General features: G+C 62.4%; 21 protein-coding genes. 13 read left to right on the top strand and 8 right to left on the bottom strand.

Annotated elements, in window-relative coordinates; all coding sequences use genetic code 11:
• The first annotated feature begins 28 nt into the window (after positions 1 to 28).
• Positions 29 to 2,065 (top strand): sensor histidine kinase, encoded by a 2,037-nt coding sequence (locus AB4O09_RS07535; RefSeq protein ID WP_003205062.1) that lies wholly within the window; start codon positions 29 to 31, stop codon positions 2,063 to 2,065.
• A gap of 2 nt (positions 2,066 to 2,067) precedes the next feature.
• The gene (locus tag AB4O09_RS07530) at positions 2,068 to 2,649 is read left to right on the top strand and encodes a cob(I)yrinic acid a,c-diamide adenosyltransferase (protein ID WP_013694113.1); all 582 of its coding nucleotides are present in this window, start codon (positions 2,068 to 2,070) and stop codon (positions 2,647 to 2,649) included.
• A 135-nt stretch (positions 2,650 to 2,784) separates the two neighbouring features.
• Here AB4O09_RS07530 and AB4O09_RS07525 read toward each other — a convergent pair whose 3' ends face one another.
• The 4 genes from AB4O09_RS07525 to secA form a co-directional block, all read right to left on the bottom strand.
• Complete coding sequence (locus tag AB4O09_RS07525) at positions 2,785 to 3,729, bottom strand: Nudix family hydrolase (RefSeq protein ID WP_003205066.1); 945 nt, start codon at positions 3,727 to 3,729, stop codon at positions 2,785 to 2,787.
• Positions 3,726 to 4,358, bottom strand: a complete 633-nt coding sequence (locus AB4O09_RS07520; RefSeq protein ID WP_003205067.1) for a glutathione S-transferase family protein — start codon at positions 4,356 to 4,358, stop codon at positions 3,726 to 3,728. The genes AB4O09_RS07525 and AB4O09_RS07520 overlap by 4 nt, the downstream gene beginning before the upstream one ends.
• A 163-nt stretch (positions 4,359 to 4,521) precedes the next feature.
• On the bottom strand, positions 4,522 to 5,739 hold the full coding sequence (gene argJ / locus AB4O09_RS07515) for a bifunctional glutamate N-acetyltransferase/amino-acid acetyltransferase ArgJ (RefSeq protein WP_003205069.1): 1,218 nt from the start codon (positions 5,737 to 5,739) through the stop codon (positions 4,522 to 4,524).
• Between the two features lie 123 nt (positions 5,740 to 5,862).
• Entirely contained in the window at positions 5,863 to 8,598 is a 2,736-nt protein-coding gene (gene secA, locus AB4O09_RS07510) for a preprotein translocase subunit SecA (protein WP_003205071.1), read from the bottom strand.
• A 307-nt stretch (positions 8,599 to 8,905) separates the two neighbouring features.
• Between secA and AB4O09_RS07505 the strand changes: the two genes are divergently transcribed.
• A complete protein-coding gene (locus AB4O09_RS07505) occupies positions 8,906 to 9,361 on the top strand; it encodes a DUF721 domain-containing protein (protein WP_003205074.1) in 456 nt (151 codons plus the stop codon).
• 136 nt (positions 9,362 to 9,497) lie between these two features.
• Here the strand turns inward: AB4O09_RS07505 and AB4O09_RS07500 are convergent, their stop codons facing one another.
• On the bottom strand, positions 9,498 to 10,985 hold the full coding sequence (locus AB4O09_RS07500; RefSeq protein ID WP_003205079.1) for a helicase HerA-like domain-containing protein: 1,488 nt from the start codon (positions 10,983 to 10,985) through the stop codon (positions 9,498 to 9,500).
• A gap of 319 nt (positions 10,986 to 11,304) precedes the next feature.
• Between AB4O09_RS07500 and AB4O09_RS07495 the strand changes: the two genes are divergently transcribed.
• The 3 genes from AB4O09_RS07495 to AB4O09_RS07485 all read left to right on the top strand — a co-directional run bounded on the left by AB4O09_RS07495 (position 11,305) and on the right by AB4O09_RS07485 (position 14,332).
• A complete protein-coding gene (locus AB4O09_RS07495) occupies positions 11,305 to 12,396 on the top strand; it encodes a glycosyltransferase family 4 protein (protein ID WP_003205082.1) in 1,092 nt (363 codons plus the stop codon).
• Positions 12,397 to 12,575: 179 nt separating this feature from the next.
• Positions 12,576 to 13,340, top strand: a complete 765-nt coding sequence (locus AB4O09_RS07490) for a DUF2334 domain-containing protein (RefSeq protein ID WP_460108410.1) — start codon at positions 12,576 to 12,578, stop codon at positions 13,338 to 13,340.
• On the top strand, positions 13,337 to 14,332 hold the full coding sequence (locus AB4O09_RS07485) for a lysylphosphatidylglycerol synthase transmembrane domain-containing protein (protein WP_003205085.1): 996 nt from the start codon (positions 13,337 to 13,339) through the stop codon (positions 14,330 to 14,332). Before AB4O09_RS07490 ends, AB4O09_RS07485 begins: the two co-directional genes overlap by 4 nt.
• Before the next feature lie 4 nt (positions 14,333 to 14,336).
• On the opposite strand, the gene AB4O09_RS07480 is transcribed toward AB4O09_RS07485, so the two are convergent.
• Positions 14,337 to 14,510: a hypothetical protein gene (locus AB4O09_RS07480; RefSeq protein WP_003205087.1), complete on the bottom strand. Its 174-nt coding sequence runs from the start codon at positions 14,508 to 14,510 to the stop codon at positions 14,337 to 14,339.
• Positions 14,511 to 14,568: 58 nt separating this feature from the next.
• Entirely contained in the window at positions 14,569 to 15,417 is an 849-nt protein-coding gene (gene purU, locus AB4O09_RS07475; protein WP_003205089.1) for a formyltetrahydrofolate deformylase, read from the bottom strand.
• 305 nt (positions 15,418 to 15,722) lie between these two features.
• Here purU and mvaT point away from each other — a divergent pair, with 305 nt between their 5' ends.
• Complete coding sequence (mvaT, locus tag AB4O09_RS07470; protein ID WP_003205091.1) at positions 15,723 to 16,100, top strand: histone-like nucleoid-structuring protein MvaT; 378 nt, start codon at positions 15,723 to 15,725, stop codon at positions 16,098 to 16,100.
• An 84-nt stretch (positions 16,101 to 16,184) separates the two neighbouring features.
• Here mvaT and sbcB read toward each other — a convergent pair whose 3' ends face one another.
• Entirely contained in the window at positions 16,185 to 17,618 is a 1,434-nt protein-coding gene (sbcB, locus tag AB4O09_RS07465; protein WP_013694117.1) for an exodeoxyribonuclease I, read from the bottom strand.
• A 331-nt stretch (positions 17,619 to 17,949) separates the two neighbouring features.
• On the opposite strand from sbcB, the gene AB4O09_RS07460 reads away from it, so the two are divergent.
• The 6 genes from AB4O09_RS07460 to AB4O09_RS07435 all read left to right on the top strand — a co-directional run bounded on the left by AB4O09_RS07460 (position 17,950) and on the right by AB4O09_RS07435 (position 25,259).
• Entirely contained in the window at positions 17,950 to 18,675 is a 726-nt protein-coding gene (locus AB4O09_RS07460; protein WP_003205095.1) for an RDD family protein, read from the top strand.
• A complete protein-coding gene (locus AB4O09_RS07455; RefSeq protein WP_053163190.1) occupies positions 18,672 to 19,646 on the top strand; it encodes a stage II sporulation protein M in 975 nt (324 codons plus the stop codon). The genes AB4O09_RS07460 and AB4O09_RS07455 overlap by 4 nt, the downstream gene beginning before the upstream one ends.
• The gene (locus AB4O09_RS07450; protein WP_003205098.1) at positions 19,633 to 21,177 is read left to right on the top strand and encodes a DUF4129 domain-containing protein; all 1,545 of its coding nucleotides are present in this window, start codon (positions 19,633 to 19,635) and stop codon (positions 21,175 to 21,177) included. The genes AB4O09_RS07455 and AB4O09_RS07450 overlap by 14 nt, the downstream gene beginning before the upstream one ends.
• Positions 21,174 to 22,337, top strand: a complete 1,164-nt coding sequence (locus AB4O09_RS07445; RefSeq protein WP_053163193.1) for a DUF4350 domain-containing protein — start codon at positions 21,174 to 21,176, stop codon at positions 22,335 to 22,337. Before AB4O09_RS07450 ends, AB4O09_RS07445 begins: the two co-directional genes overlap by 4 nt.
• Positions 22,334 to 23,338 carry an AAA family ATPase gene (locus tag AB4O09_RS07440; RefSeq protein WP_003205102.1) on the top strand — a complete coding sequence of 335 codons (1,005 nt, stop codon included), beginning with the start codon at positions 22,334 to 22,336 and terminating at the stop codon, positions 23,336 to 23,338. Before AB4O09_RS07445 ends, AB4O09_RS07440 begins: the two co-directional genes overlap by 4 nt.
• Before the next feature lie 589 nt (positions 23,339 to 23,927).
• On the top strand, positions 23,928 to 25,259 hold the full coding sequence (locus AB4O09_RS07435) for a DUF58 domain-containing protein (protein WP_003205104.1): 1,332 nt from the start codon (positions 23,928 to 23,930) through the stop codon (positions 25,257 to 25,259).
• Positions 25,260 to 25,267 lie beyond the last annotated feature (8 nt).

Raw genomic sequence — 25,267 nt, 5'->3', positions numbered from 1 at the left:
CTCGTATTCCTTTTTAGCGACGAGTCTGATGCCATTGCGCCAGCGCCTTGAAAACCTCCCGGTCGGCCAGAAACTGCTGGCCGCCCTGTTGGTGTTGTTGACCACTGTCCTGCTGGTGGCCAACCTGACCTTTATCAGCGCCGCCTACTACATTTCCCAGGAAAGCATGGCACCCCAGGCCCTGCAGACCATTGGCCGGCTGGTGGCCAATCCAAGCCTGATCTCCGACGCCCTGCAGTCGCCACAAAGCGCCCAACGCTTGCTCGACGAGCTCAACAGCTACGCACCGCTGAGGGCGGCGGCACTGTACGACGGCCAGGGCGAACGCCTGGCGCAGCTGCAACATGCCGAAAAACTCAAGCTGCCGGACCATTACCGCAATATGCAGGCTTGGCAGGCCGGTGAATTCCGCAGCAACCAGGTCATTACCCTGCCCCGCCCCGGCACGCTGCCCGGTCATCTGTTGCTGGTAGCCAGCAGCGAATTGCCGACCGCGTTCTACACCGGCACCCTGACCGCCAGCCTCGGCATCCTGATTTTCAGCGTGTTGCTGTGGCTGATCATTGCCCAGCAGATCAAGCGCCTGATCACCCAGCCGATTCATCAACTCGAAGAACTGTCACGCCAGGTCACCCGCGAAGAGAACTACGCCCTGCGTGCCGCACGCGGCAACCACGATGAGATCGGCAGCCTGGCCGAGGCGTTCAACACCATGTTGTCGCGGATCGAAGCCCGGGAGCAGCAACTCAAGCGCGCGCGGGACGACTCCCAGGCCGCCTACGACCAGGCCCAGGGTTTGGCGGAAGAAACCCGTCATACCAATCGCAAGCTGGAGCTGGAAGTCCAGGTGCGCAGCAAGATCGAGAAAAAGCTCACCGGTTTCCAGAATTACCTCAACAGCATCATCGACTCGATGCCGTCGGCGCTGATCGCCCTCGACGAGCAACTCTACGTCACCCAATGGAACCAGGAAGCCAGCGCCCTCTCCGGCACACGGCTGGACGAGGCGCTGAACCAGCCGATTTTCCTCGCCTTCGAACCGCTCAAACCCTACCTGCCGCAGCTCAAGCAGACCGTCGAGCAACACACGGTGGCCAAGATCGAACGCGTCACCTGGACCAAGGACGACGAAGCCCGGCACTACGCCCTCACCTTCTACCCACTGATGGGTGGAGCCGGGCGTGGCGTGGTCATCCGGATCGATGACATCACCCAGCGCCTGTCGCTGGAAGAAATGATGGTGCAATCGGAGAAAATGCTCTCGGTCGGCGGCCTCGCGGCGGGCATGGCCCATGAAATCAACAACCCGTTGGGGGCGATCCTGCACAACGTGCAGAACATCCGCCGCCGCCTGTCGCCGGAGCTGCCCAAGAACCTCGAACAGGCCGAGCTGCTGGGTATCCCGTTAGAGGAGGTCAATCGTTATCTCCAGGGTCGGGAGATCCCGCAGTTGCTCGACGGTATCCAGCAAGCCGGCGCCCGGGCGGCAAAAATCGTCACCCACATGCTCAGTTTCAGTCGTCGCAGTACCCGGCAAATGGCGCCTTGCGACCTGCCCGCGCTGATCGACCAGGCAGTGGAAATCGCCGGCAACGACTTCGACCTGGCAATCGGTTTCGACTTCAAGGGCCAGGCGATCACCCGTCAGTTCGATCCGAACCTGGGCCCAGTGCCCGGCACGGCCAACGAGCTGGAACAGGTGCTGCTCAACCTGCTGAAAAACGCCGCCCAGGCGATCCATCAACGTCAGGACGACAGCGAACCGGGGCGCATCATCCTGCGCACGCGGTTGAATCCACCGTGGGCGGAAATCCAGGTCGAGGACAATGGCATCGGCATGAGCGAGAACGTGCGCAAACGTACCTTCGAACCTTTCTTCACCACCAAGGAGATCGGCCAGGGCACGGGCCTCGGGCTGTCGGTCTCGTATTTCATCATCACCAACAACCACAAGGGCCAGATGGAAGTGCAGTCGGCGCCGGGTCAAGGCACCTGCTTCACCTTGCGCCTGCCCCTGGCGGGCACTTCGATGGTGCCGCAGGAAAACAGACAACTGGAGCGCTGAGCATGGGTTTTCGCCTGTCGAAGATTTACACCCGCACCGGCGACAAAGGTGAAACCGGGTTGGGCGATGGTCGCCGCGTGGCAAAGGACCACCCACGGGTCGAGGCCATCGGCGAAGTGGATACACTGAATAGCCAGCTGGGGTTGTTGCTGGCCGGGCTCGCCACTGAAACGACCCGACATCCGGGGCTGAAGGAGGTCAGTGACGTGCTGGCGCCTTGTCAGCACCGTCTGTTCGACCTCGGCGGGGAACTGGCGATGCCGGCTTATCAGGCCTTGAACGTGGCGGAAATCGAGCGACTGGAAGCGGCGATCGATGGGTGGAACGAGGAATTGGGCCCCCTGGAAAACTTCATCCTGCCCGGTGGCTCGGCGCTGGTGGCTCAGGCCCACGTCTGCCGCAGCCTGGCCCGCAGCGCCGAGCGCCGTTGTCAGCAACTGAACGCGGTGGAACCGCTGGCCGGGCCGGGGCTGGCCTATATCAATCGGTTATCGGATCTGCTGTTCGTGGCCGCGCGGGTCATTGCCCGGCGGCAAGGGGTAGCGGAGGTGCTTTGGGTGGCGGCGGCCAAGCCTGAGGGCTGATCACCTGCATGATCGTTCCCCACGCTCTGCGTGGGAACGCAGCCCGGGACGCTCCGCGTCCCTCCAGAGCCGAACGCGGAGCGTCCGTTGAGGCATTCCCACGCGGAGCGTGGGAACGATCAGTTCACTGCAGCTTCAAGCCTCAGGCCAAAACGCCCGAATCCCCGCCACACCTTGCGCCCCGGCCTCCCAGGCTTTTTGCCGCTCGCCAGGCCCGACCCCACCCAACAGATAAACCGGCCTGTTGAAGCCCTCGATCAAGCGTGCGGCCTCGGCCCACCCCAACGGCTGTGCGTCAGGGTGGGTCTGGGTCGGCTGCACCGGCGAGAGCGTCACGAAGTCCACGTCCATCTGCTGCGCCAGGGACAATTCCTCGGCGCTATGGCAGGAGGCCGCCAGCCAGCGGTCCTTGCCAAACGGTCGACCGGCCGCTGCATGCTTGCGCAACTGCGCGGCGGTAATGTGCCAGCCGGCGGAAGGAAAATCTCCCAGCCATTCGAACGGCCCCTTGAGCATCAGCTGGGCCTTGCCGGCACACAGCCCCGCCGCATCCACCGCCAGATCGCGGTATTTCGGGTCGTAACCACCGGGGGCACGTAGCTGGACCAACTTGATCCCGCCGGCAATCGCCTTCTGCATGCCGCGCAGCAAGGCCGGCGTCTCAAGGCCGTCAGGCGTGATCAGGTACTGACCCGGCAAACGGGCCGCCGCGACGATCGGCTGATTGGCCGCCGGGAACTCATAGTTCGTCAGGTCGCGGGCCGTCACCCAGGCCAACGGCTGCCCTTCGGCGCCGTGGGGCTCGCCGGTGAACGCCGAGACTTCCCAGACATCCAGCAACACCTGTTTGTCCGGGTAGTCGTGACGCACCTTGATCAACGGCCGGGCGGCATCGACGACAATACCCAGCTCTTCATGAAGTTCGCGGGCCAGGGCGGTTTCGACGGATTCATCGGCCTCGACCTTGCCACCGGGGAACTCCCACAGGCCACCCTGGTGCTGGGTGTCGGCCCGTCGGGCGATCAGGATTTTACCGGCGGCATCGCGAATGACCGCTGCCGCCACATGGACTCGTTTCACCGCGCAGTGTCCTCCAGGCCAGCTTGTTGCCACGCCTTGAACGCCGGCCATTGATAAAGGGTTTCGACGTAGGCCTCATCGACCTCCGACAGTTTCACCTGATAAGTGCGCAAGCGCACGGCAACAGGGGCAAAAAACGCATCGACCAGGCTCACGCGGCCAAACAGGTAGGGACCGGTTTCGGTCGCCGCGGCACGGCATTCGGCCCACAGCGCCAGCACCCGCTCGATTTCCGCCTGGACGTCAGCCGGCATGGGCGACAGCGGTGCATCGTGCAGCAGGTCAAAGGGCATGTTGCTGCGGATGGCGAAGAAACCGCTGTGCATTTGTGCACAGGCCGACCGCGCCTGGGCCCGGGCGGCCACATCCTTTGGCCAGAGGCCGGCATCCGGGAACTGTTCAGCCAGGTATTCGGCAATCGCCAGGGAATCGGCGATCACGCCGAACTCGGTCTTGAGCAACGGGACCTTGGCCGTGGCCGAATACTTGAGCAGCTTCTCGCGGGTGTCGGGTTGGTCGAGCCTGACCAGCTCTTCGGTGTACTTTGCGCCGGTCAGCGCCAGGGCCAACGCGCCGCGCAGGGACCAGGAAGATAGATCTTTGTCGCCGATGATCAGGTGCAGGCTCATGTCTGGATTCCTTTCTTGTGGTTCTGAGGGTGTCTGTTCTGACGCCATCGCGAGCAAGCTCGCTCCCACAGTGGATTTGTGTTGAGACCACTATCGATGCCACTCAACAAATCCCTGTGGGAGCGAGCTTGCTCGCGATTGGAGCAGCTCGGTCCCGGGCCTGTTAAGTCCGGTACTCAGCGTTGATCTTGACGTACTCGTGGGACAGGTCGGTGGTCCAGATCGTTTCGCTGCAATCCCCACGTCCCAGCTCGATACGGATGGTGATTTCTTCCTGCTGCATCACAGCCGCGCCCTGGGCTTCGGTGTAGGTCGCAGCGCGAGCGCCTTGGCTGGCGATGCAGACTTCACCGAGGAACACGTCGATCTTGCTCACGTCCAGCTCAGGCACGCCGGCACGGCCAACGGCAGCGAGGATCCGGCCCCAGTTCGGGTCGGAGGCGAACAGCGCGGTCTTGATCAGCGGCGAGTGGGCCACGGTGTAGCCGACATCCAGGCATTCCTGATGATTGCCACCGCCATTGACCTGCACGGTCACGAACTTGGTCGCGCCTTCGCCGTCACGGACGATGGCCTGGGCCACTTCCATGCACACTTCGAACACCGCCTGCTTCAGGGCCGCGAACAGCGGGCCGCTGGCTTCGGTGATTTCCGGCAGGCTGGCCTTGCCGGTGGCGATCAGCATGCAGCAGTCGTTGGTGGAGGTATCACCGTCGATGGTGATGCGGTTGAACGATTTGTTGGCACCGTCAAGCATCAGGTCTTGCAGCACCTGGCGCGAGACTTTGGCGTCGGTGGCGATGTAGCCGAGCATGGTCGCCATGTTCGGGCGGATCATGCCGGCGCCTTTGCTGATACCGGTGACGGTGATGATCACGCCATCATGCTCGAACTGGCGGCTCGCGCCCTTGGGCAAGGTGTCGGTGGTCATGATGCCGGTGGCGGCTGCTGCCCAGTTGTTTTCCGACAGATCATCGAGAGCGGCTTGCAACGCGCCTTCGATCTTCTCGACCGGCAACGGCTCGCCGATCACGCCGGTGGAATACGGCAGCACCTGGCTGGCATCGACACCGGTCAGTTGCGCCAACTTGGCGCAGGTGCGCTCGGCAGCGGCCAGGCCTGGCGCGCCGGTGCCGGCGTTGGCGTTACCGGTGTTGGTCAGCAGGTAACGCACCGGCCCCTGCACGCGCTGCTTGGCCAGGATGACCGGCGCGGCGCAAAAGGCATTGAGGGTGAACACGCCAGCGACCGTCGAGCCTTCGGCGCAACGCATGACCACGACGTCCTTGCGCCCGGGGCGCTTGATGCCCGCCGAGGCAATACCGAGTTCAAAACCGGCAACCGGGTGCAACGTTGGCAACGGACCAAGACCAACAGCCATGAATGCGCTCCTTAAATGAGATGTATATCGGCACCGTCTCCATCGGGACGGTAGATCAAATGGCAAAACGCCGCGACGGCTGGAAGCCGGTCGCGGCGCGGGTCGTTCAGCGTTGAAACGGGATTATTGGATCTGCCCGTGGCAATGCTTGTATTTCTTGCCCGAACCGCAATAGCACAGTTCGTTACGACCCAGCTTCTGCTCGTTGCGCACCGGTGCGGTCGCCAAGGCGACATCCACATCGACGCCCTCTTCGGCGACCACTTCCAGGCCCGGGGCTTCGGCGTGTTCGAACTGCATGCGCGCAGCCAGGGCTTCGGCTTCCTGACGCAGGCGGGCTTCTTCTTCGGCCGGGTCTTCGCGGCGAACCTGAACGTGGGACAGCACACGGATCGAGTCGCGCTTGATCGAATCGAGCAACTCGGAGAACAGCGTGTAGGACTCGCGCTTGTACTCCTGCTTCGGGTTCTTCTGGGCGTAACCGCGCAAATGGATACCGTGACGCAGGTGGTCCATGGTCGACAGGTGGTCTTTCCACAAGTCGTCCAGTACCCGCAGCACAATCTGCTTCTCGAAGGAACGCAGCGCCTCGGCGCCCGCTTGGTCTTCCTTCTCGTTGTAGGCAGCGATCAGTTCGGCCAGCAGTTTCTCGCGCAGGGTTTCTTCATACAGGTGATCGTCTTCGTCGAGCCATTGCTGGATCGGCAATGCCACGCCGAAGTCGCTCTGCAGGGCGGCTTCCAGGCCGGCGACGTCCCACTGCTCCGGCAGCGACTGCGGCGGGATGTGGGCGCTGACGGTTGCGTTGAGCACGTCCTGGCGGAAATCGGCGATGGTTTCGCCAATGTTGTCGGCGGCCAACAAACTGTTACGCATGTGATAGATCACTTTACGCTGTTCGTTGTTGACGTCATCGAACTCGAGCAATTGCTTGCGGATATCGAAGTTGCGACCTTCGACCTTGCGCTGGGCCTTCTCGATGGCGTTGGTCACCATGCGGTGCTCGATCGCCTCGCCCGGTTGCATGCCCAGGGCCTTCATGAAGTTCTTCACCCGGTCAGAGGCGAAGATGCGCATCAGGCTGTCTTCCAGGGACAGGTAGAAACGGCTGGAACCGGCGTCACCCTGGCGACCGGCACGGCCACGCAGCTGGTTGTCGATACGACGCGACTCGTGACGCTCGGAAGCGATCACCTGCAAACCGCCGGACTCCAGCACCTGCTGGTGACGTTTCTGCCAGTCGGCCTTGATCTGCGCGATCTGCTCTGGGGTCGGGCTTTCCAGGCTGGCGACTTCCACTTCCCAGTTGCCGCCCAAGAGAATGTCGGTACCACGGCCAGCCATGTTGGTGGCGATGGTCAGCGCACCCGGGCGACCGGCCTGGGCGATGATCTCGGCTTCCTTCTCGTGGAACTTGGCGTTGAGGACCTTGTGCTCGATGCCTTCCTTGTTGAGCAGGGCGGACATGTGCTCGGAAGTCTCGATGGTGGCAGTACCCACCAGGATCGGACGGCCCTGGGCCATGCCGTCCTTGATGTCGTTGATGATCGCCGCATACTTCTCCTCGGCGGTCAGGAACACCAGGTCGTTGTAGTCTTTACGGGCCAGCGGCTTGTTCGGCGGAATCACCACCACTTGCAGGCCGTAGATCTGGTGGAACTCGAACGCTTCGGTATCAGCGGTACCGGTCATGCCGGACAGCTTGTTGTACAGGCGGAAGTAGTTCTGGAAGGTGGTCGAGGCCAGGGTCTGGCTCTCGGCCTGGATATTCAGGCCTTCCTTCGCTTCGATGGCCTGGTGCAGGCCTTCGGACAGGCGACGACCCGGCATGGTACGGCCGGTGTGTTCGTCCACCAGTACGACCTGGCCGTCCTGCACGATGTATTCGACGTTGCGATGGAACAGCTTGTGCGCACGCAGGCCAGCATAAACGTGGGTCAGCAGGCCCAGGTTGTGGGCCGAGTACAGGCTCTCGCCTTCGGCCAGCAAACCAACACGGGTGAGCATTTCCTCGACGAACTGGTGACCCGCTTCGTTGAGCTCGACCTGACGGGTCTTCTCGTCAACGGTGTAGTGCCCGGCCTGGGTCACTTCGCCTTCGACTTCCTCGACGTGCAACTTGAGCTGCGGGATCAGCTTGTTGATCTCGATGTACAGCTTGGAGCTGTCCTCGGCCTGACCGGAAATGATCAGCGGGGTACGGGCTTCGTCGATGAGGATGGAGTCGACTTCGTCGATCACGGCAAAGTTGAGTTCACGCTGGAATTTTTCTTCCATGCTGAACGCCATGTTGTCGCGCAGGTAGTCGAACCCGAATTCGTTGTTGGTGCCGTAGGTGATGTCGGCGGCGTAGGCGGCGCGCTTCTCTTCCGGCGGCTGGAACGGCGTGACGACGCCGACAGTCAGGCCGAGGAACTCGTAGAGCGGGCGCATCCAGTTGGCGTCGCGGCGGGCCAGGTAGTCGTTGACCGTCACTACGTGCACGCCCTTGCCGGACAGCGCGTTGAGGTACACACCCAAGGTCGCCACGAGGGTCTTGCCCTCACCGGTACGCATTTCGGCGATCTTGCCTTCGTGCAAGGTCATGCCGCCGATCAACTGAACGTCGAAGTGGCGCATGCCCATGATCCGCTTGCCGGCTTCACGGGCGACCGCAAAGGCTTCAGGCAGGAGCTGGTCGAGGGTTTCCCCCTTGGCGATGCGGTCCTTGAATTCGGCAGTCTTGGCGCGTAACTGATCGTCCGAAAGGGCCACCATTTGCTCTTCGAAGGCATTGACAGTCTGTACCGTCTTGAGCATGCGCTTGACTTCACGCTCGTTCTTGCTTCCAAAAAGTTTCTTTAACAAAGGCGCAAACATATCGGCAGGATCTTCCACACTAAAGGGATGGAGGGCGGCCCCGTGAGTCGCCCGTGCAGCCCTCATGGCCGCATGCGAACGAGCATTCTACCCGGAAACGATGGAGAGGAAAGTGGCGTTATTCCACGATGCTGGCACAGCGCTGTGACGGGGCTTGCATAAAATAAGGGCTTTTGCGCGAACTTCAACCCACCCAGCGCAGAAGTTAATCATTGATTGTGCAGCCAAAAGCCGCTGGGCGAGAGGGTCGAGGCGCATCCGGCGCTTTCTGCTACCATGGCGCCTCTGTCACTTGCGGTATTCATTCATGGCCTTTCGCCCTCTTCCAGCCAAGGCACCCGCCGTTCTGCTGCGCGAAGCCAAGCCGCTGAAAGCCATCTTTGGCCACGCCAAACGCCTGGGCCACTTGCAACGCCTGCTCGACAGCCAGTTGCAACCGGCCGCGCGCGAGCATTGCCACGTGGCCTCCTGGCGCGAAGGCAGCTTGCTGCTGATCGTCACCGACGGCCACTGGGCCACGCGCCTGCGCTACCAGCAAAAACGCCTGCTGCGCCAACTCCAGGCGTTCGAAGAATTCGCCAACCTGACGCGAATCCTGTTCAAGGTGCAACCGCCCACCGTCCAGGTCGGCGCCAAGGGGCACACGCTGGATTTGTCCACCGACGCCGCCGCGACCATTCAGGCCACGGCGGATGGCATCACCGATCCCAACCTGCGGGCGGCGCTGGAGCGGTTGGCGGCGCATGCGCGGCCAAAGGATTGAGACTTTCGGCGCCGGTTGGATAGCTATCGCGAGCAAGCTCGCTCCCACAGGGGATCTGCGGCGGACACCTATTTCGTGTACGACGCCAATCCTTGTGGGAGCGAGCCTGCTCGCGAAGGCGGCGACTCGGTCCTAACTACCGGCGCTTGCTGCCACCGAGCAACGACCCCATCAACCCACGCACCAATTGCCGGCCCAACTGATTGGCCGCCTGGCGCATGGCCGATTTCAATGCCTGGCCGGCCGCGGTGCCGAGAAACTCGCCGGCCTTTTCGGTGAAGCTCGGTTCTTCCGCCGTCGGCTTGCCCGGCGCCTCTTCGGCCTGCGGTTCCAGCCCTTTGCGGCCCATCAGCACTTCATAGGCCGATTCGCGATCTATGGGTTTGTCATAGCGCCCTTGCAACGGCGAACTGGCGATCAACCCGGCGCGCTCGGCTTCGCTCAGCGGCCCGATGCGCGATTGCGGTGGCGCCACCAACACCCGCTGGACCACTTCCGGCGTACCTTTTTCCTGCAAGGTGCCCACCAGGGCTTCACCGATGCCCAGTTCGGTCAGCACCGCCAGGGCATCGAACTGCGGGTTGGGCCGGAAGCCGTCGGCCACCGCCCGCAGGGATTTCTGCTCCTTGGCAGTGAAGGCCCGCAACCCGTGCTGGATGCGCAAGCCCAACTGCGCCAGCACGTCGTCCGGCAAGTCGCCCGGCGACTGGGTCACGAAATACACCCCCACACCCTTGGAACGGATCAGCCGCACCACTTGCTCCAGGCGTTCCTGCAAGGCCTTGGGAGTGCCGGCAAAAAGCAAATGCGCCTCGTCGAAGAACAGCGCCAACAGCGGTTTGTCCGCATCGCCGCGCTCGGGTAACTGCTCGAACAGCTCGGCCAGCAGCCACAACAGGAACGTCGCGTAGACCTTCGGCGCCTCATGGACCAGACGGCTGGCGTCGAGCAAGTGAATGCGACCACGGCCATCACTGGCCGGTTGCAGGATGTCTTCGAGCTGCAACGCCGGCTCGCCGAACAACGCGTCCGCGCCCTGCTGTTCCAGGGTGGACAAACGTCGCAACAACGCCTGGCTGGAGCCGGTGGTCATCAGGGCCGCGTCGTCCCCCAGCAACTCGGGGTTGTCCTTGAGATGGTTGAGCAGCGCCTTCAGGTCCTTGAGGTCCAGTAGCAACAGCCCTTCGCGGTCGGCCACCTTGAACGCGGCGTAGAGCGCCGACTGCTGGCTGTCCGTCAGTTCCAGCAGACTGCCGATCAACAACGGGCCCATTTCACTCAAGGTGGTGCGCAGCGGATGACCGGACTGGCCGTGGATATCCCACAAGGTCACCGGATAAGCCTGGGGCTTGTGATTGAGCCAAGGCATGCCGGCGATGCGCTCGGCGATCTTGCCCTGGGGGTTGCCCGCCGCGCCGAGGCCGCACAGGTCACCCTTGATGTCCGCCGCGAACACCGCCACGCCGGCGTCGCTGAACATTTCGGCCAGGCGCTGCAAGGTGACGGTCTTGCCGGTACCGGTGGCACCCGCCACCAGACCATGACGGTTCGCCAGGCGCATGGCCTGGGCGATGGGCTGGCCGCTAAGGTCGGCCCCGATAACGAGTTGCGATGAGTCAGGCATGTGGTCACCCGTGGTGTTTGCGATGTGACGCCATTTTGCACGCTTATATAAAAGCATGCCTGGCGCATTAAGCTCCTGGCGTCAGGAATAATAGCCTGCGAACCCGGACTGGCCCTATCGCGAGCAAGCTCGCTCCCACATGGGATCTGTGCCTCTCCTGTGGGAGCGAGCTTGCTCGCGATGAGGCCCTCTCAAACCCGGCAATACTCCACTGACACCCCAACCCCACAACCTCAACCGAACATCTATTCTTACTAAAGGTCAACACAGGAGAACACTGACCGGAGGGACGTTCATCGTGCATATAGCGGACATAACCATGTTCTACGCCCCCGCCAGCGGAGGCGTGCGCACTTATCTGGATGCCAAGCACCGGCGCCTGGGCGATCGGCCCGGTATTCGCCACAGTCTGTTGATCCCCGGCGCGCATTTGAGCGAGCACGATGGGATCTACAAGGTTCCGGCCCCTGCACTGCCGTTCGGCAAGGGCTATCGCTTCCCCCTTCGCCTGGCCCCCTGGCGCAATGTCCTGCGCGATCTACAGCCCGATCTGATTGAAGTCGGCGATCCCTACCTCACGGCCTGGGCCGCGCTGGATGCCCGTCGCCAGCTCGACGTGCCCGTCATCGGTTTCTATCACTCCGACCTGCCACTGCTGGTCAGCAACCGCATGGGCAACTGGTTCACCCCCAACATCGAAGCTTATGTCAGCAAGTTGTACGGCAATTTCGACCGGGTCCTGGCGCCGAGCCAGGTCATGGCCGACAAACTGACCGGGTTGGGGGTCAAGAACGTCTACGTGCAACCGTTGGGCGTCGACCTGCAAACCTTCAACCCGGCCGCCCGTGACCCGGAGTTGCGCGCAGAGCTGGGCATCGCCGAAGACGCGCGCCTGCTGATTTTCGCTGGTCGCGGCTCCAAGGAAAAAAACCTGCCGGTGCTGCTCAAGTGCATGAAACGCCTGGGCGAGCGCTACCACCTGCTGTTGGTGGGCTCGTCGATGCCCGCCTTGGTGCCGGACAACGTCACGGTGATCGATGAATTCTGCCCGGCGCCGCAAGTCGCCCGGCTCATGGCCAGCGCCGATGCCCTGCTGCACGCCGGTGACCAGGAAACCTTCGGCCTGGTGATCCTCGAAGCCATGGCCAGTGGCATTCCCGTGGTGGCGGTGGCGGCCGGGGCCTTCACCGAAATCGTCGACGAAGACTGCGGCCTGCTGTGCATGCCCAACAACCCACAGGCCATGGCCAACGCCGTGCGCCAACTGTTTTCCGAAGGCTGTCAGCGCCGGGGGGTATTGGCACGCCGGCACGTGGAGCGTCATTACGCCTGGGATACCGTGGTCAACAGCTTGCTGGGGCACTACTACGCCGTGCTCGGCGAGCAGATGCCACTGCTGGCCAATGGTTGAGGCGAGGTCCGTGTCGATGAATCAATCGTCCAGTGTCCTGTTTCGCAAATACGTTTCTTTCTTGGCGAGTGGCTGTTGTCGTCAGGCAAGGCGCCGCGACGAGTCATAGCCCGCTATGGCGAGGAGCGGCAACGCAGCATGACGACAACAGACACCGTCAAAAAGGAACAGTATTTGTGATACAGGACACTAGCGTCCTCCTGGTGCTACACGACGTGGCACCGCAAACCTGGCCCGACTACCAGCCCTTCGTCGAAGCCGTTGATGCCCTCGGCCAGGTACCGATGACCTGGTTGGTGGTGCCGGACTTTCATCGCCACAATGCCTTGGAGGCTCATCCTGGCTTTCGGCGCCTGCTCGACAGCCGGGTCGAGCGCGGCGACGAACTGGTGTTGCATGGCTACTACCATTGCGACGACGGTCCTGTTGCCCGTCACCCCAAGGACTGGTTCATGCGCCGGGTCTATACCCACGAAGGTGAGTTCTACAACCTGTCCGAGGCCGCCGCCCTCGCCCGCCTGCGCGCCGGGATCGACACCTTTGAACGCTACCACTGGCCGCTGGAGGGTTTCGTCGCCCCCGCCTGGTTGATGAGCGAAGGCACGCGCCAGGCCTTGCGCCAGTTGCCGCTAAGCTACACCAGTGACACCCAACACCTTTATCGCCTGCCCGACTTCACTGCCATCGACGCGCCGGGGCTGGTCTGGAGTGCCCGCAGCGCCTGGCGCCGTGGCCTGTCGAAAGTCATCAGCGACCAACGCGAACAGCGCTGGCACCAGGCCCCGGTGATTCGCCTGGGCCTGCACCCAGTGGACATGCGCCATACCTTTTCCCGGAACTATTGGCTGCGCACCCTCGAACGCCTGCTCAACGACGGTCGTGTCCCCATGACCAAAGTCGGCTGGCTGGCGACCCAGGGGCTGCGGGTCAGCAGCGCCGCATGAAACGGCTGATCTGGCTGGGCGCCGCCCTGCTCACGGCGCTACTGGTGCCGCTGCTGGTCGGCGGCGGGGAAATGTGGTCACGGGTGCAGCGCTTTCCGTTGTCGCTACTGCTGGCCATGCTCGGCATGATCGTGCTGTGCTGGGGCTTGAACTCCGTGCGCTTGCGCCTGCTGCTGGGGGAACACCGTGGGCGCATCGGCGGGCTGAAAAGCATCGGCGTGGTGATGTCCACCGAGTTCGCCATGTGCGCGACGCCCGGTGGCAGTGGCGGCCCACTGACGCTGATGGCCCTGCTGGCGCGCAACGGCGTGCGCCCGGCCCATGGCAGCGCGGTGTTTGCCATGGATCAATTGAGCGACTTGCTGTTCTTCCTCTGCGCCTTGGTCGGCATTCTGTTTTACGCGCTGTTCCAGAACCTCAGCCAGCGCATGGAATGGATGTTGGCGTTAAGTGCGATTTCATTGTTTGGCGGGCTGTTTGGCTGCGTGTTGGTGGCCCGCTATCACCGCAGATTGATTCTGCTGGGCGCTCGACTGCTTCGCCACCTGCGCGTAAAAGCCGTTACCCGTCGACGCTGGGCGCGCAAGATCCTGAGCTTCCTGGCGGCGTTCACCGACACCTTGAAACTGCCAAAACAGACACTGTTCCAGGTCTTCGGCCTGACCTGCCTGCATTGGGCGCTGCGCTACAGCGTGTTGTACCTGGCGTTGAAGGGGCTGGGAGCGGATCTGCAGTGGGCCTGGAGTTTCCTGATCCAGATGCTGTCCTTGAGTGCGGGACAGTTCAGCCTGCTGCCGGGCGGTGCCGGGGCGGCCGAATTGACTTCGGCGGCGCTGCTGGCCCCCATGGTGGGCAAATCCACCGCAGCGGCGGCGATTCTGATCTGGCGGGCGGTGACCTATTACTTTTATCTGGTGGCCGGCGGGCCGGTGTTCTTCCTGATGGTCGGGCGACCGTTGCTCAAGAAACTGGTCAGGCTCAGACAGGCCTGACGCATCACGGCTTCTGTTCGGGCTCGTCCTGGGGATGCAGTTGCTCCCACAATTGCGCGGCATCGGGAAACTCAGTGCCGTCCTCCGGGCCCAACGCATCTGGGTCATAGCGGCTGAGGCAGCCCTCGCCCAGGGTCGCCGGCGCCTTGGAGGTGGCTTTGTCCAATGGATCGGTCATGGCGAACCTCATGAAAAAAGGGCCTGGCGATCGCTCCTCCAGGCCCTTTGCAGTGTAGTCAGAACACCACGGTCTTGTTGCCGTGCACCAGCACCCGGTCTTCCAGGTGATAACGCAGGCCCCGGGCCAACACCATCTTCTCTACGTCACGGCCGAAACGCACCATGTCTTCGATGCTGTCGCTGTGGCTGACGCGCACCACGTCCTGCTCGATGATCGGGCCGGCATCCAGCTCTTCGGTCACGTAGTGACAGGTGGCGCCAATCAGCTTCACACCGCGCATCGACGCCTGGTGGTACGGCTTGGCACCGACGAACGATGGCAGGAAGCTGTGGTGGATGTTGATGACCTTATGGGCGTATTCGCGGCACAACGCCGGCGGCAGGATCTGCATGTAGCGGGCCAGCACCACCACCTCGGCATCATGCTGCTTGACCAGCCGCGAGACTTCGGCGAACGCCGGCTGCTTGTCCTGCGGGTTGACCGGCACATGGTAGTAAGGGATGCCGTGCCATTCCACCATGCTGCGCAAGTCGTCATGGTTGGAAATCACACAGGCGATGTCGCAATCGAGCTCATCGCTGTGCCAGCGGTGCAGCAGGTCAGCCAGGCAATGAGACTCGCGGCTGGCCATCAGCACCACGCGTTTTTTCTGCGCGGTGTCGGTGATACGCCAGTCCATCGAGAACTCTTCGGCAATGGGAGCGAATGCTTCACGAAAGGCTTCGATACCAAAGGGCAGCGAGTCGGCACGAATCTCGTGACGCATGAAAAACCAACCGCTTTGATTGTCCGAGTGATGGCTCGCTTCGGTGATCCAGCCGTTATGGGACGCCAGAAAGTTACTGACTTTAGCAACGATGCCGACGCGGTCCGGACAAGCAATCACCAGACGAAAAGTGCGCATTAGGGAAACTCCAGAACTTCGCAAAGGCGGCCATTCTAGCCATTGCGCGGCAAAACTGCAGTATCGATGACGCGCCGAATCATGGGCGACAGCCCAGGTCACAGCCTGCGAGGGTCGGGAAGGCGGATTATATGTGTGAACAGATGTGAAGACTCTGCCGCAGTATTTAACTGCAACAGGCGTTTTTGTGGCACAGCACTAATTAATTAAATAAAACACCGGTTAAATGTTTACTTGATGAAACTGTCTGATTACTATTGCCACACTGTCTCCTTGTCACCCGCGTCCTACATAAGGTAGTCCACATGTCCTTGATCAATGAATACCGTGCCACAGAAGAAGCCATCAAAGAACTGCAAGCTCGCCTGAAAAACCTGTCCCAAGACGACAAACTGCAAACCGAGCTTGAATTCGAAGGCAAACTGCGCACGCTGATGGGCGAATACTCCAAGTCGCTGCGCGACATCATTGCCCTGCTGGATCCAGAAGCCAAGTCGAGCAAAGCCCCACGTGGCGCCGTCAAAACTACCGGCACCAAACGCGCTCGCAAAGTTAAGCAATACAAGAACCCGCACAACGGCGAAGTCATCGAAACCAAAGGTGGCAACCACAAGACTCTGAAAGAGTGGAAAGCCAAGTGGGGCGGTGACGTGGTTGAAGGCTGGGCAACCCTGCTGGGTTAAGCCTCACCGGTTCGCACCGTTCTTAGCGAACAAAAAACGCCAGCGATTGCTGGCGTTTTTTTTGCCTGTCATCTTTTCACTTCATCACGGCTCAAGGCTTAAACGTTTGCGCAATTGCTGACTGTAACCCTGCCACTCCCTGAGTACTTCTTGCTGTACTGGTGTAGACAGGGCCATCCACTCCCTCATCGCCGCATCAAAACTTTCCAAGGTATTAGGCGCTCCCCATTCCGGGGATGACAGCCGTTGTTGACAGAAAAGTCTCCAACGCCCGTGCTCTTCGGGATTCAACGTGTCTGGAAAGTTGCGCGCGCGATATCGGAACAATAGTTCCGGCAAACGCTCATCATCAAAAGGCCAGCGTTCTTGGGTCAATTGCAGCGGATCCGCCATACGGACTTGTTCACATAAACGTCGATCGCGATCCCCCAGGAAGCCCGCGTATAACTGTTGCTCGGGATCCTCGCTGGCGGTGAAATCCTCCCGACCATAAATAGCCTGAAGTTTATCCTGCCAAACTTTCTGTGCGTCAGTTAGCCGCAATGCCCGTTGCTGATAGCCCTCCATGTCCAGTTCCAGTCGCTGCTGGTCCTCGGCACGCAGCACCGACAACGGCGCGATCACCGGGCATTTGTTGATATGGATAAGCTTGAGCGGCACCGGCAACTCACCTTCGAGCAGTTCTTCACGGCGGGTATACAAACGCTGGCGCAGGCTTTCGGCATCGTGGTCCAGCAGGCCCTGGGGGTCCAGGTGCAGGTCGCAGACGATCAGGGCGTTGCGGTTCTTCGGGTGCCAGGCCAGCGGCAAGACCACGCCGATGTAGTTGCGCGCCGCCGAGAAGCGACCGGAAATATGCACCATGGGCTGCAACAGGCGGATCTGGTCCATTACCTTCTGTTTGCTGCGCAACTGGAACAGCCAGTCGTAGAGCCGGGGTTGCTGCTGACGGATCAGCCGAGCCAGGGCAATGGTCGCGCGCACGTCCGACAACGCATCGTGGGCCTGGCCATGGTCGATGCCATTGGCGGCGGTCAGGCGCTCGAGCTTGAGGGTCACGCGACCGTCCTCTTGCGGCCAGACAATGCCTTGCGGGCGCAACGCATAGGCCGCGCGCACAAGGTCGATCAAATCCCAGCGACTATTGCCGCCCTGCCATTCCCGCGCGTACGGGTCGAAGAAATTTCGATAGAGGCTGTAGCGGGTCATTTCATCGTCGAAGCGCAGGGTGTTGTAGCCGGCGCCACAGGTACCGGGCGCGGCCAGTTGCCCGTGGACACGGGTCATGAAATCGGCTTCGCTCAAGCCTTTTTCGGCCAGGCATGTCGGGGTGATACCGGTAATCGCACAGGCCGCCGGATGAGGCAGGATGTCATCGCTGGGCCGGCAATACAGGTTCACCGGTTCGTCGATTTCATTGAGCTCGAAATCGGTACGGATACCCGCCACCTGCAAGGGTCGGTCGCAACGCGGGTTGATGCCGGTGGTTTCGTAGTCGTACCAGAAAATGGAAGTCACGGGCTGTTCCTGAACTGAAGACTGGCGAAGTCTAGGCGCTCGAACCCGCCTGCGACCAGCAGTCCTGTAACTTTTGAAGACTAATGCGCCGCTCCACCACCCACCCCATGTGGGAGCGAGCTCGCTCGCGATAGCGGTGGTTCAGCTTGCATCAATGTTGAATAGACTGATGTCATCGCGAGCAAGCTCGCTCCCACAGTTGATCTGCGGTACCCACGAATCTTGTTGCAAACCATGAAATGACCTGCACAGTTCTATCGTTTGCCCGCACGAAGACTGCTAGCATCTGGGCCGAGATTGAACATTCGGTCTGGCCCATCACAGGTTGCCCATGCTCGAGACACCAGCACTGCAAAGGAACGCGACGCTGCCCGCGCCCCTGGACACGCGCTATCAGGTTGAAACGCCCGAAGGCATCGACCTGCCGCTGCGCCCGGCGGGATTGATGTCGCGAGCCATCGCCTTCGCCATCGACCTGGGCATACGCGGGCTGGTCCTGGGGCTTTTCTTCCTGGTCCTGGCGTTTTTCGGCGAACTGGGGATCGGCCTGGGCTCCATCCTGCTGTTTGTCGTCAGTTGGTGGTACATGGTGCTGTTCGAGGTGCTCAACCAGGGGCGCTCTCCCGGCAAGCAGATCATGGGGCTGCGCGTGGTGCAGGACGATGGCCGGCCCATCGGCTGGTCGGCGTCGTTGATCCGCAACCTGCTGCGTTTCGTCGACATGCTGCCCTTCGGCTACACCTTCGGGGCCATCAGTTGCCTGCAACATCCGGCGTTCAAGCGCCTGGGCGACCTCGCGGCCGGCACGCTGGTGGTGTATCGCGAACAACCGGTCAAACGCCCCGCCTTGCCAATGGCAGCGCCGATACGAACACCTTTCACCCTCAGCCTGCATGAGCAACGCGCCGTGCTGGGCTTCGCCGAACGCCAGGCAGAACTTTCCCAAGCGCGGGTCAACGAACTGGCTGCCATCCTGGCCGCGCCACTGAACGTCCAGGTACCAAATGCCGCGGCCGAACTCAATGGCGTCGCCCGCGGCCTGCTGGGGCCAACATGAAGCAAAGCCTGTTCGAAAGCCGTCACCAAGGGGAATGGGAGCACCTGACCCGGCAACTGGACCAACTGGAGCGCAGCCGCAGCGCGCCCCAGAGCAGCGACTTCCCCGCTACCTACCGACGGCTTTGCCATCACCTGGCACTGGCCCAGGCCCGAGGCTACAGCAGCTTACTGGTCGATACGCTGCAACAACTGGCGCTGCGCGGTCACCAGCAACTCTACCGGGACCGCAGCCGACCCTCGGCCAGTCTCTCGGCGTTTATCCTCGCCGGCTTTCCCCGACTGGTGCGTGAACAATGGCGATTCGTGCTGGCCGCCAGCCTGATGTTCCTGGGCAGCCTGGTGGGCATCGGGCTGCTGGTCTATCTGTTCCCGGAGCTGGTCTACAGCGTGCTCGGCGCCGACGAAATCAGCCAGATCCGCAGCATGTATGACCCGGCGTCCGGGCACCTGGGGCGCTCGGTCGAACGGGCCGCCAGCGAGGACTGGGTCATGTTCGGTTACTACATCATGCACAACATCGGCATTGCCTTTCAGACCTTTGCCAGTGGCTTGATGTTTGGCCTGGGGAGCGCGTTTTTCCTGTTTTTCAATGGCCTGACCATTGGCGCGGTGGCCGGGCACCTGACCCAGATCGGCTCTGGCGGGACGTTCTGGTCGTTCGTGATCGGCCACGGCGCCTTCGAACTCACCGCCATCGCCCTGGCCGGGGCCGCAGGCCTGCAACTGGGCTGGGCGTTGATCGCGCCGGGGCGCCTGACCCGGGGCGAGGCCTTGCGGCTCGCGGCGGGCAAAAGCGTGCTGATGATCGGCGGTGTGATGCTGTTTTTGCTCATGGCCGCGTTCATCGAGGCCTACTGGTCTTCCAGCGCCGTGACACCGGCCACCAAATACATGGTGGGCGCCTTGTTGTGGTTGTTGGTGATCAGCTATCTGTCGTTTGCCGGACGGGTCCGCCATGCGCCTGAGTGACGCCACCGTCGTCATCCGCCCACGCACCACCTGGGAAGCCATGGACCTTGGGGTGTTGATGAGCCAGCAGCATCGACGCCTGCTGATGACCAGTTGGGCGATCATCACGCTGCCGGTATACCTGTTGCTGACCCTGCTGCTGTGGGACTCACCGTCACTGGTGGTGATGCTGTTCTGGTGGTTGAAGCCGGCCTTCGACCGGCTGCCGCTGTACATTCTGTCCAAGGCACTGTTTGGCGAAACCCCCACCTTGCGGCAGGCGTTGCGCCAGTGGCCTGCGCTGCTCAAGCCGCAGTTGCTGGCCAGCCTGACCTGGCGCCGGCTGAGCCTGAGCCGCAGCTTCGTGATGCCGGTTGTGCAACTCGAGGGCCTCGCCGGTGAGGCGCGAGCGCAGCGCTTGCGGATATTGCAACAACGCAACCGCGGCGCGGCGCAATGGTTGACCATCATCGGCATGCACCTGGAAACCGCCTTGTGGTTCGGCCTGACGGCCCTGTTCTATCTGTTCGTGCCGCAACAAGTCGAACTGCAATGGGATTGGGAAACGCTGGTGTCAGCGGCCGAGCACGACTGGTTGTGGTTCGAACACCTGGTCAACTTCCTCTATCCACTGCTACTGATCCTGTGGGAGCCGGTGTATGTCGCCTGCGGCTTCAGCCTCTACCTGAACCGGCGCACGATCCTCGAGGCGTGGGACATCGAACTGGTATTCCGGCGCCTGCGCCAGCGCCTGAGCGGCGTGGCCCCAGTGCTGATGCTGCTGGTGTTCATGCTGCTGCCGCTGGCGCCCCCGACGTTTGCCGCCGAAGACAGCGACGCCCCCGACAGCCCGCGGCTACTCAACCAGCCCCTCACCAGCGAGGCCTCCCGGGACGGTATCAAGGCAATCCTCGACGCCCCGCCGTTCAAGAACCCCGAGACCGTCATCCGTTATCGTTTCGGCGAAGAAACGGCCGAGTCCCCCGAGACCGAGACCGAGGCGAAATCGAACTGGCTCAAGACCCTGTTCAAATGGCTCGGCAGCCAACGTTTCGACATCGCCGCCGCACTGATCCAGGTGGTGCTGTGGGCCTGCCTGGTGGCGGCGATCGTCTGGCTGGCCTGGCGCTACCGTGAAAGACTCAAGGCCCTGGTCAATCGCCGACCGACGCAGCGCCTGCCGGTGGAACGCGCCGTACCTGCGCGCATGTTTGGCCTGGATATTCGCGAAGAGAGCCTGCCCGCCGACGTGGCCGCCAGCGTCGAACAACTGTGGGCCACGCAACCCCGTGAAGCCCTGGGCCTGCTGTACCGGGCGTTGCTCAGCCGATTGCATCATGACTTCAAGATCCCCTTGAAACCGGCCGACACCGAAGGCCAGGTGCTGGAACGTGTCGAACAGCTCAAGCAGGGCAACCTGCTGAGCTTCAGCAAAAACCTGACCCTGCATTGGCAGAACATTGCCTATGGGCATCGTCCACCGCCGCCACACCTGCAACAGGAACTGTGTGACGGCTGGCGCGAGCTGTTCGGTCCGGGAGCGTCTCGATGAGCCGGCACGCAGGGTGGCTGATCGGCGCCGTGCTGGCCGCGCTGGTGTGCGCATTCGGCTTCTACCTCTACACCAAGGCCGAGCCCTATGAAGAGGTCGTCGAGCACGGCCCCTCCCCTGAAGCCCAGGCCAATCCTTACCTGGCCGCCGAACTTTTCCTGCGCCAGCGGGGTATCAACGTCGAGCACGCCAACAGCCTGGACGTGCTGCCCACCCTGGAACCTCGCCAACACAGCCTGCTGTTGCTGGGCGAGCGAACCCACATGACGCCACGGGAAGTCGAACAACTGATGAACTGGACCCGGGCCGGCGGGCGCTTGCTCTTCGTTGCCGAAGCCTTGTGGGACGACAGCACCGGCAGCAGCGGCGATCTGCTGCTCGACCGCGTACGCCTGCGGCAACTTTTGAGCAAGGACCTCAAGGAGCCGGCCCCTGAATTGATCAAGGACCGTTACCCGGAACTGACCAAGCTCTACCTGGAAGACGAAGAGGCGCCGGCGTATATCGGCTTCGACACCGACTTCCACCTCGAAGACCCGCATAACCTGGCCCAGGCCTGGGCCAACAGCGCGCTGTCGACCCACATGATGCAGTTGAACCTCGGTCTGGGCTCGATCACCGTGATCACCGACGCCGAGCTGTGGAAGAACGACTCCATCGAGCAGTACGACAATGCCTGGCTGCTCTGGTACTTGAGCGCCGACACGGACGTCACGCTGTTGTTCAACAGCGACCACGACAACTTGCTGACCCTGCTGCTGCGTTATTTCCCTCAGGCACTGGTGGCGCTGCTGGCCTTGATTGCCCTGTGGTTCTGGCGTTCAGCGGTGCGCCATGGCCCACTGCAACAACCGGCCTCCAAGGCGCGGCGTCAGTTGGAAGAGCATGTGCAGGCCAGCGCCGGTTTCCACCTGCGGCACAACGGCCAGGAGTACCTGTTGCATGCCTTGCAACAAGACGTGCTGCGCCGGGCCCGTCATCTTCACCCAGGCTTCGAACAACTGGCCGTCGCCGAACAATGGCAGGTACTCGCCCGCCTGACCCGACAACCGACGCGAGCCATCAGCCAGGCTTTGAGCCCCCGGCCGAAACAGCGCCTCTCCCGCGCTGACTTCTGCCGCCAGGTCGCCCATTTGCAAACCCTCAGGAATGCCTTATGACTGAACAGAACGAACCTGTCGACGGCCAGGCCCACGCCGCCCAACAGCGCCAGCGCGCCAGTCAGTTGGCCCAAGCCATCCGCACGGAACTGCGTAAAGCGGTGGTCGGCCAGAGCGCGGTGATCGACGATGTGCTCACGGCACTGATCGCCGGCGGGCACGTGCTGCTCGAGGGTGTTCCCGGGCTGGGCAAGACTTTGCTGGTGCGAGCCCTGGCTCGCTGTTTCAACGGCGAGTTCGCGCGTATCCAGTTCACCCCCGACCTGATGCCCAGCGACGTCACCGGGCACGCGGTGTACGACTTGCAGACCGAGCAGTTCAAGCTGCGCAAGGGCCCGGTGTTCACCAACCTGCTGCTGGCCGACGAGATCAACCGCGCACCGGCCAAGACCCAGGCCGCGCTGCTCGAAGCCATGCAGGAACGCCAGGTCACCCTCGAAGGCCGTGCCCTGCCCATCAGCCAGCCGTTCATGGTCCTCGCCACCCAGAACCCCATCGAACAGGAAGGCACCTACCCGCTGCCGGAAGCCGAGCTCGACCGCTTCATGCTCAAGGTGCGCATGGACTACCCGGACGCCGACCAGGAGCTGGACATGGTGCGCCAGGTCAGCCGCTCGACCCGCGCCGACATGCTCGACGTGCAGCCGCTGCGCATAGTGTTGCAGGCCAAGGACGTGCAAGCGCTGCAACGCATTGCCAGTGACCTGCCGATGGACGACCAGGTACTCGACTACGCCGTGCGCCTGGCCCGTACTACCCGCAGTTGGCCGGGCTTGACCCTCGGCGCCGGCCCGCGCGCCTCGATTGCGCTGGTACGTTGCGCCCGGGCCCGGGCGTTGTTGCGCGGGGGCGAGTTCGTGGTGCCGGATGACATCAAGGGCTGCGCCCTGGCCGTGCTGCGCCATCGCGTACGCCTGGCGCCGGAACTGGACATCGAAGGGCTGTCGGTAGACCAGGTGCTGGGGCAACTGCTCGATCAAGTGCCGGCGCCGCGGTTGTGAGTAACACCAACATGGCGAGGGGATTTATGTGGGAGCAAGGCTTGCCCGCGATGAAAGCGACGCGGTCTCGCAGAAATCGAGATGCCCGTTTCGCGAGCAAGCTTTGCTCCCACAAGCACCATCCCGCTTGTCTGTGGGAGCAAGGCTTGCCCGCGATGAAAGCGACGCGGTCTCGCAGAAATCGAAGCGCCTGTTTCGCGAGCAAGCTTTGCTCCCAACAGCACCATCCCGCTTGTCTGTGGGAGCAAGGCTTGCCCGCGATGAAAGCGACTCGGTCTCGCAGAAATCGAGACGCCTGTTTCGCGAGCAAGCTTTGCTCCCACCAGCACCATCCCGCTTGTCTGTGGGAGCAAGGCTTGCCCGCGATGGAAGCGACGCGGTCTCGCAGAAATCGAGATGCCCGTTTCGCGAGCAAGCTTTGCTCCCACCAGCACCATCCCGCTTGTCTGTGGGAGCAAGGCTTGCCCGCGATGAAAGCGACGCGGTCTCGCAGAAATCGAGATGCCCGTTTCGCGAGCAAGCTTTGCTCCCACATGAGCCCCCTCTCCACAAAAGCTCGCTCTGCATTTCTCCCAAAGGGTATGTGTCAATGAAACCCTCGCGCCTGCTATTGACCTGGCTTGCGCTTCTGCTGGCCCTCGGCATCGTGTTGGGCACACTGCGGGCGCTGGGCATCGCACTGCCATCGACACTGCTGTCGATCAACTGGGGGCTGCTGTTGGCCTTGCTGGCCCTGGCGCTGCTCGACGCGGTGCGCGTCAGGCGCCTGCCTTCGCCCCGGGTGCAACGGCAAATGCCTGGAAGCCTGGCCCTCGGTCGCTGGGGTGAAGTCCGCCTGGAGATCAGCCATGACTTTGCCCAAGCGCTGCACGTGCAGGTCTTCGATCACGTACCCGACGGCCTGGACTTCGAAAACCTGCCACTGTCCGTCGAGCTGCAACCCGACCAACGCAGCCAGGTCGGCTACCGCCTGCGCCCGCTCAAGCGCGGGCACTTCGCCTTCGAACATTGCGAAATCAACCTGCCGAGCCCGTTGGGCCTGTGGACCGACAAGCGTCTGCTGGATGCGCTCGATGAGACTCGGGTCTACCCGGATTTCGCCAGGCTCTACGACGGTCAACTGCTGGCGGTGGACAACTGGCTGAGCCAGCTCGGCATCCGCCAGCGGCAACGGCGCGGCCAGGGCCAGGAATTCCATCAACTGCGCGAATTCCGCGAGGGCGACAGCCTGCGCCAGATCGACTGGAAGGCCACGGCCCGCCATCGCACGCCGATTGCCCGGGAATACGAAGACGAACGCGACCAACAGATCATCTTCATGCTCGACTGCGGCCGGCGCATGCGCAGCCAGGACGGCGAGCTGTCGCACTTCGACCACGCCCTCAACGCCTGCCTGCTGCTCAGTTACACCGCGCTGCGCCAGGGCGATGCCGTGGGCCTGAGTACTTTCGCCAGCGAACAGTCGCGCTACCTCGCGCCGGTCAAAGGCACGGGGCAGCTCAATGTGTTGCTCAACACCGTCTACGACCTCGACAGCAGCCAGCACCCCGCCGACTACCAGGCCGCTGTCACCCAACTGCTGGCCCGGCAGAAACGCCGGGCCTTGGTGGTGTTGGTGACCAACCTGCGGGACGAAGACGATGAAGAACTGCTGACCGCCGTCAAACGGCTGGGCCAACGGCATCGGGTATTGGTGGCGAGCCTGCGGGAAGAGGCGCTGGACCGGCTGCGCCAGGCGCCGGTGCAAACTCTGCCCGAGGCGCTGGCGTATTGCGGGGCGGTGGAATATCTGAATGCCCGGGCGACGCTGCATGAACGGCTGAGCGCCCATGGGATCGCTGTGCTGCAAGCCCGGCCCGGGGAATTGGGGGCCGAGCTGGTGACGTTGTATTTGGGGTGGAAGAAAGCGGGGGATTTGTAGGCGATGTT

This window comes from Pseudomonas sp. H1_F01, from assembly GCF_054681425.1.
This window is presented reverse-complemented; position numbering and strand designations above follow the sequence as displayed.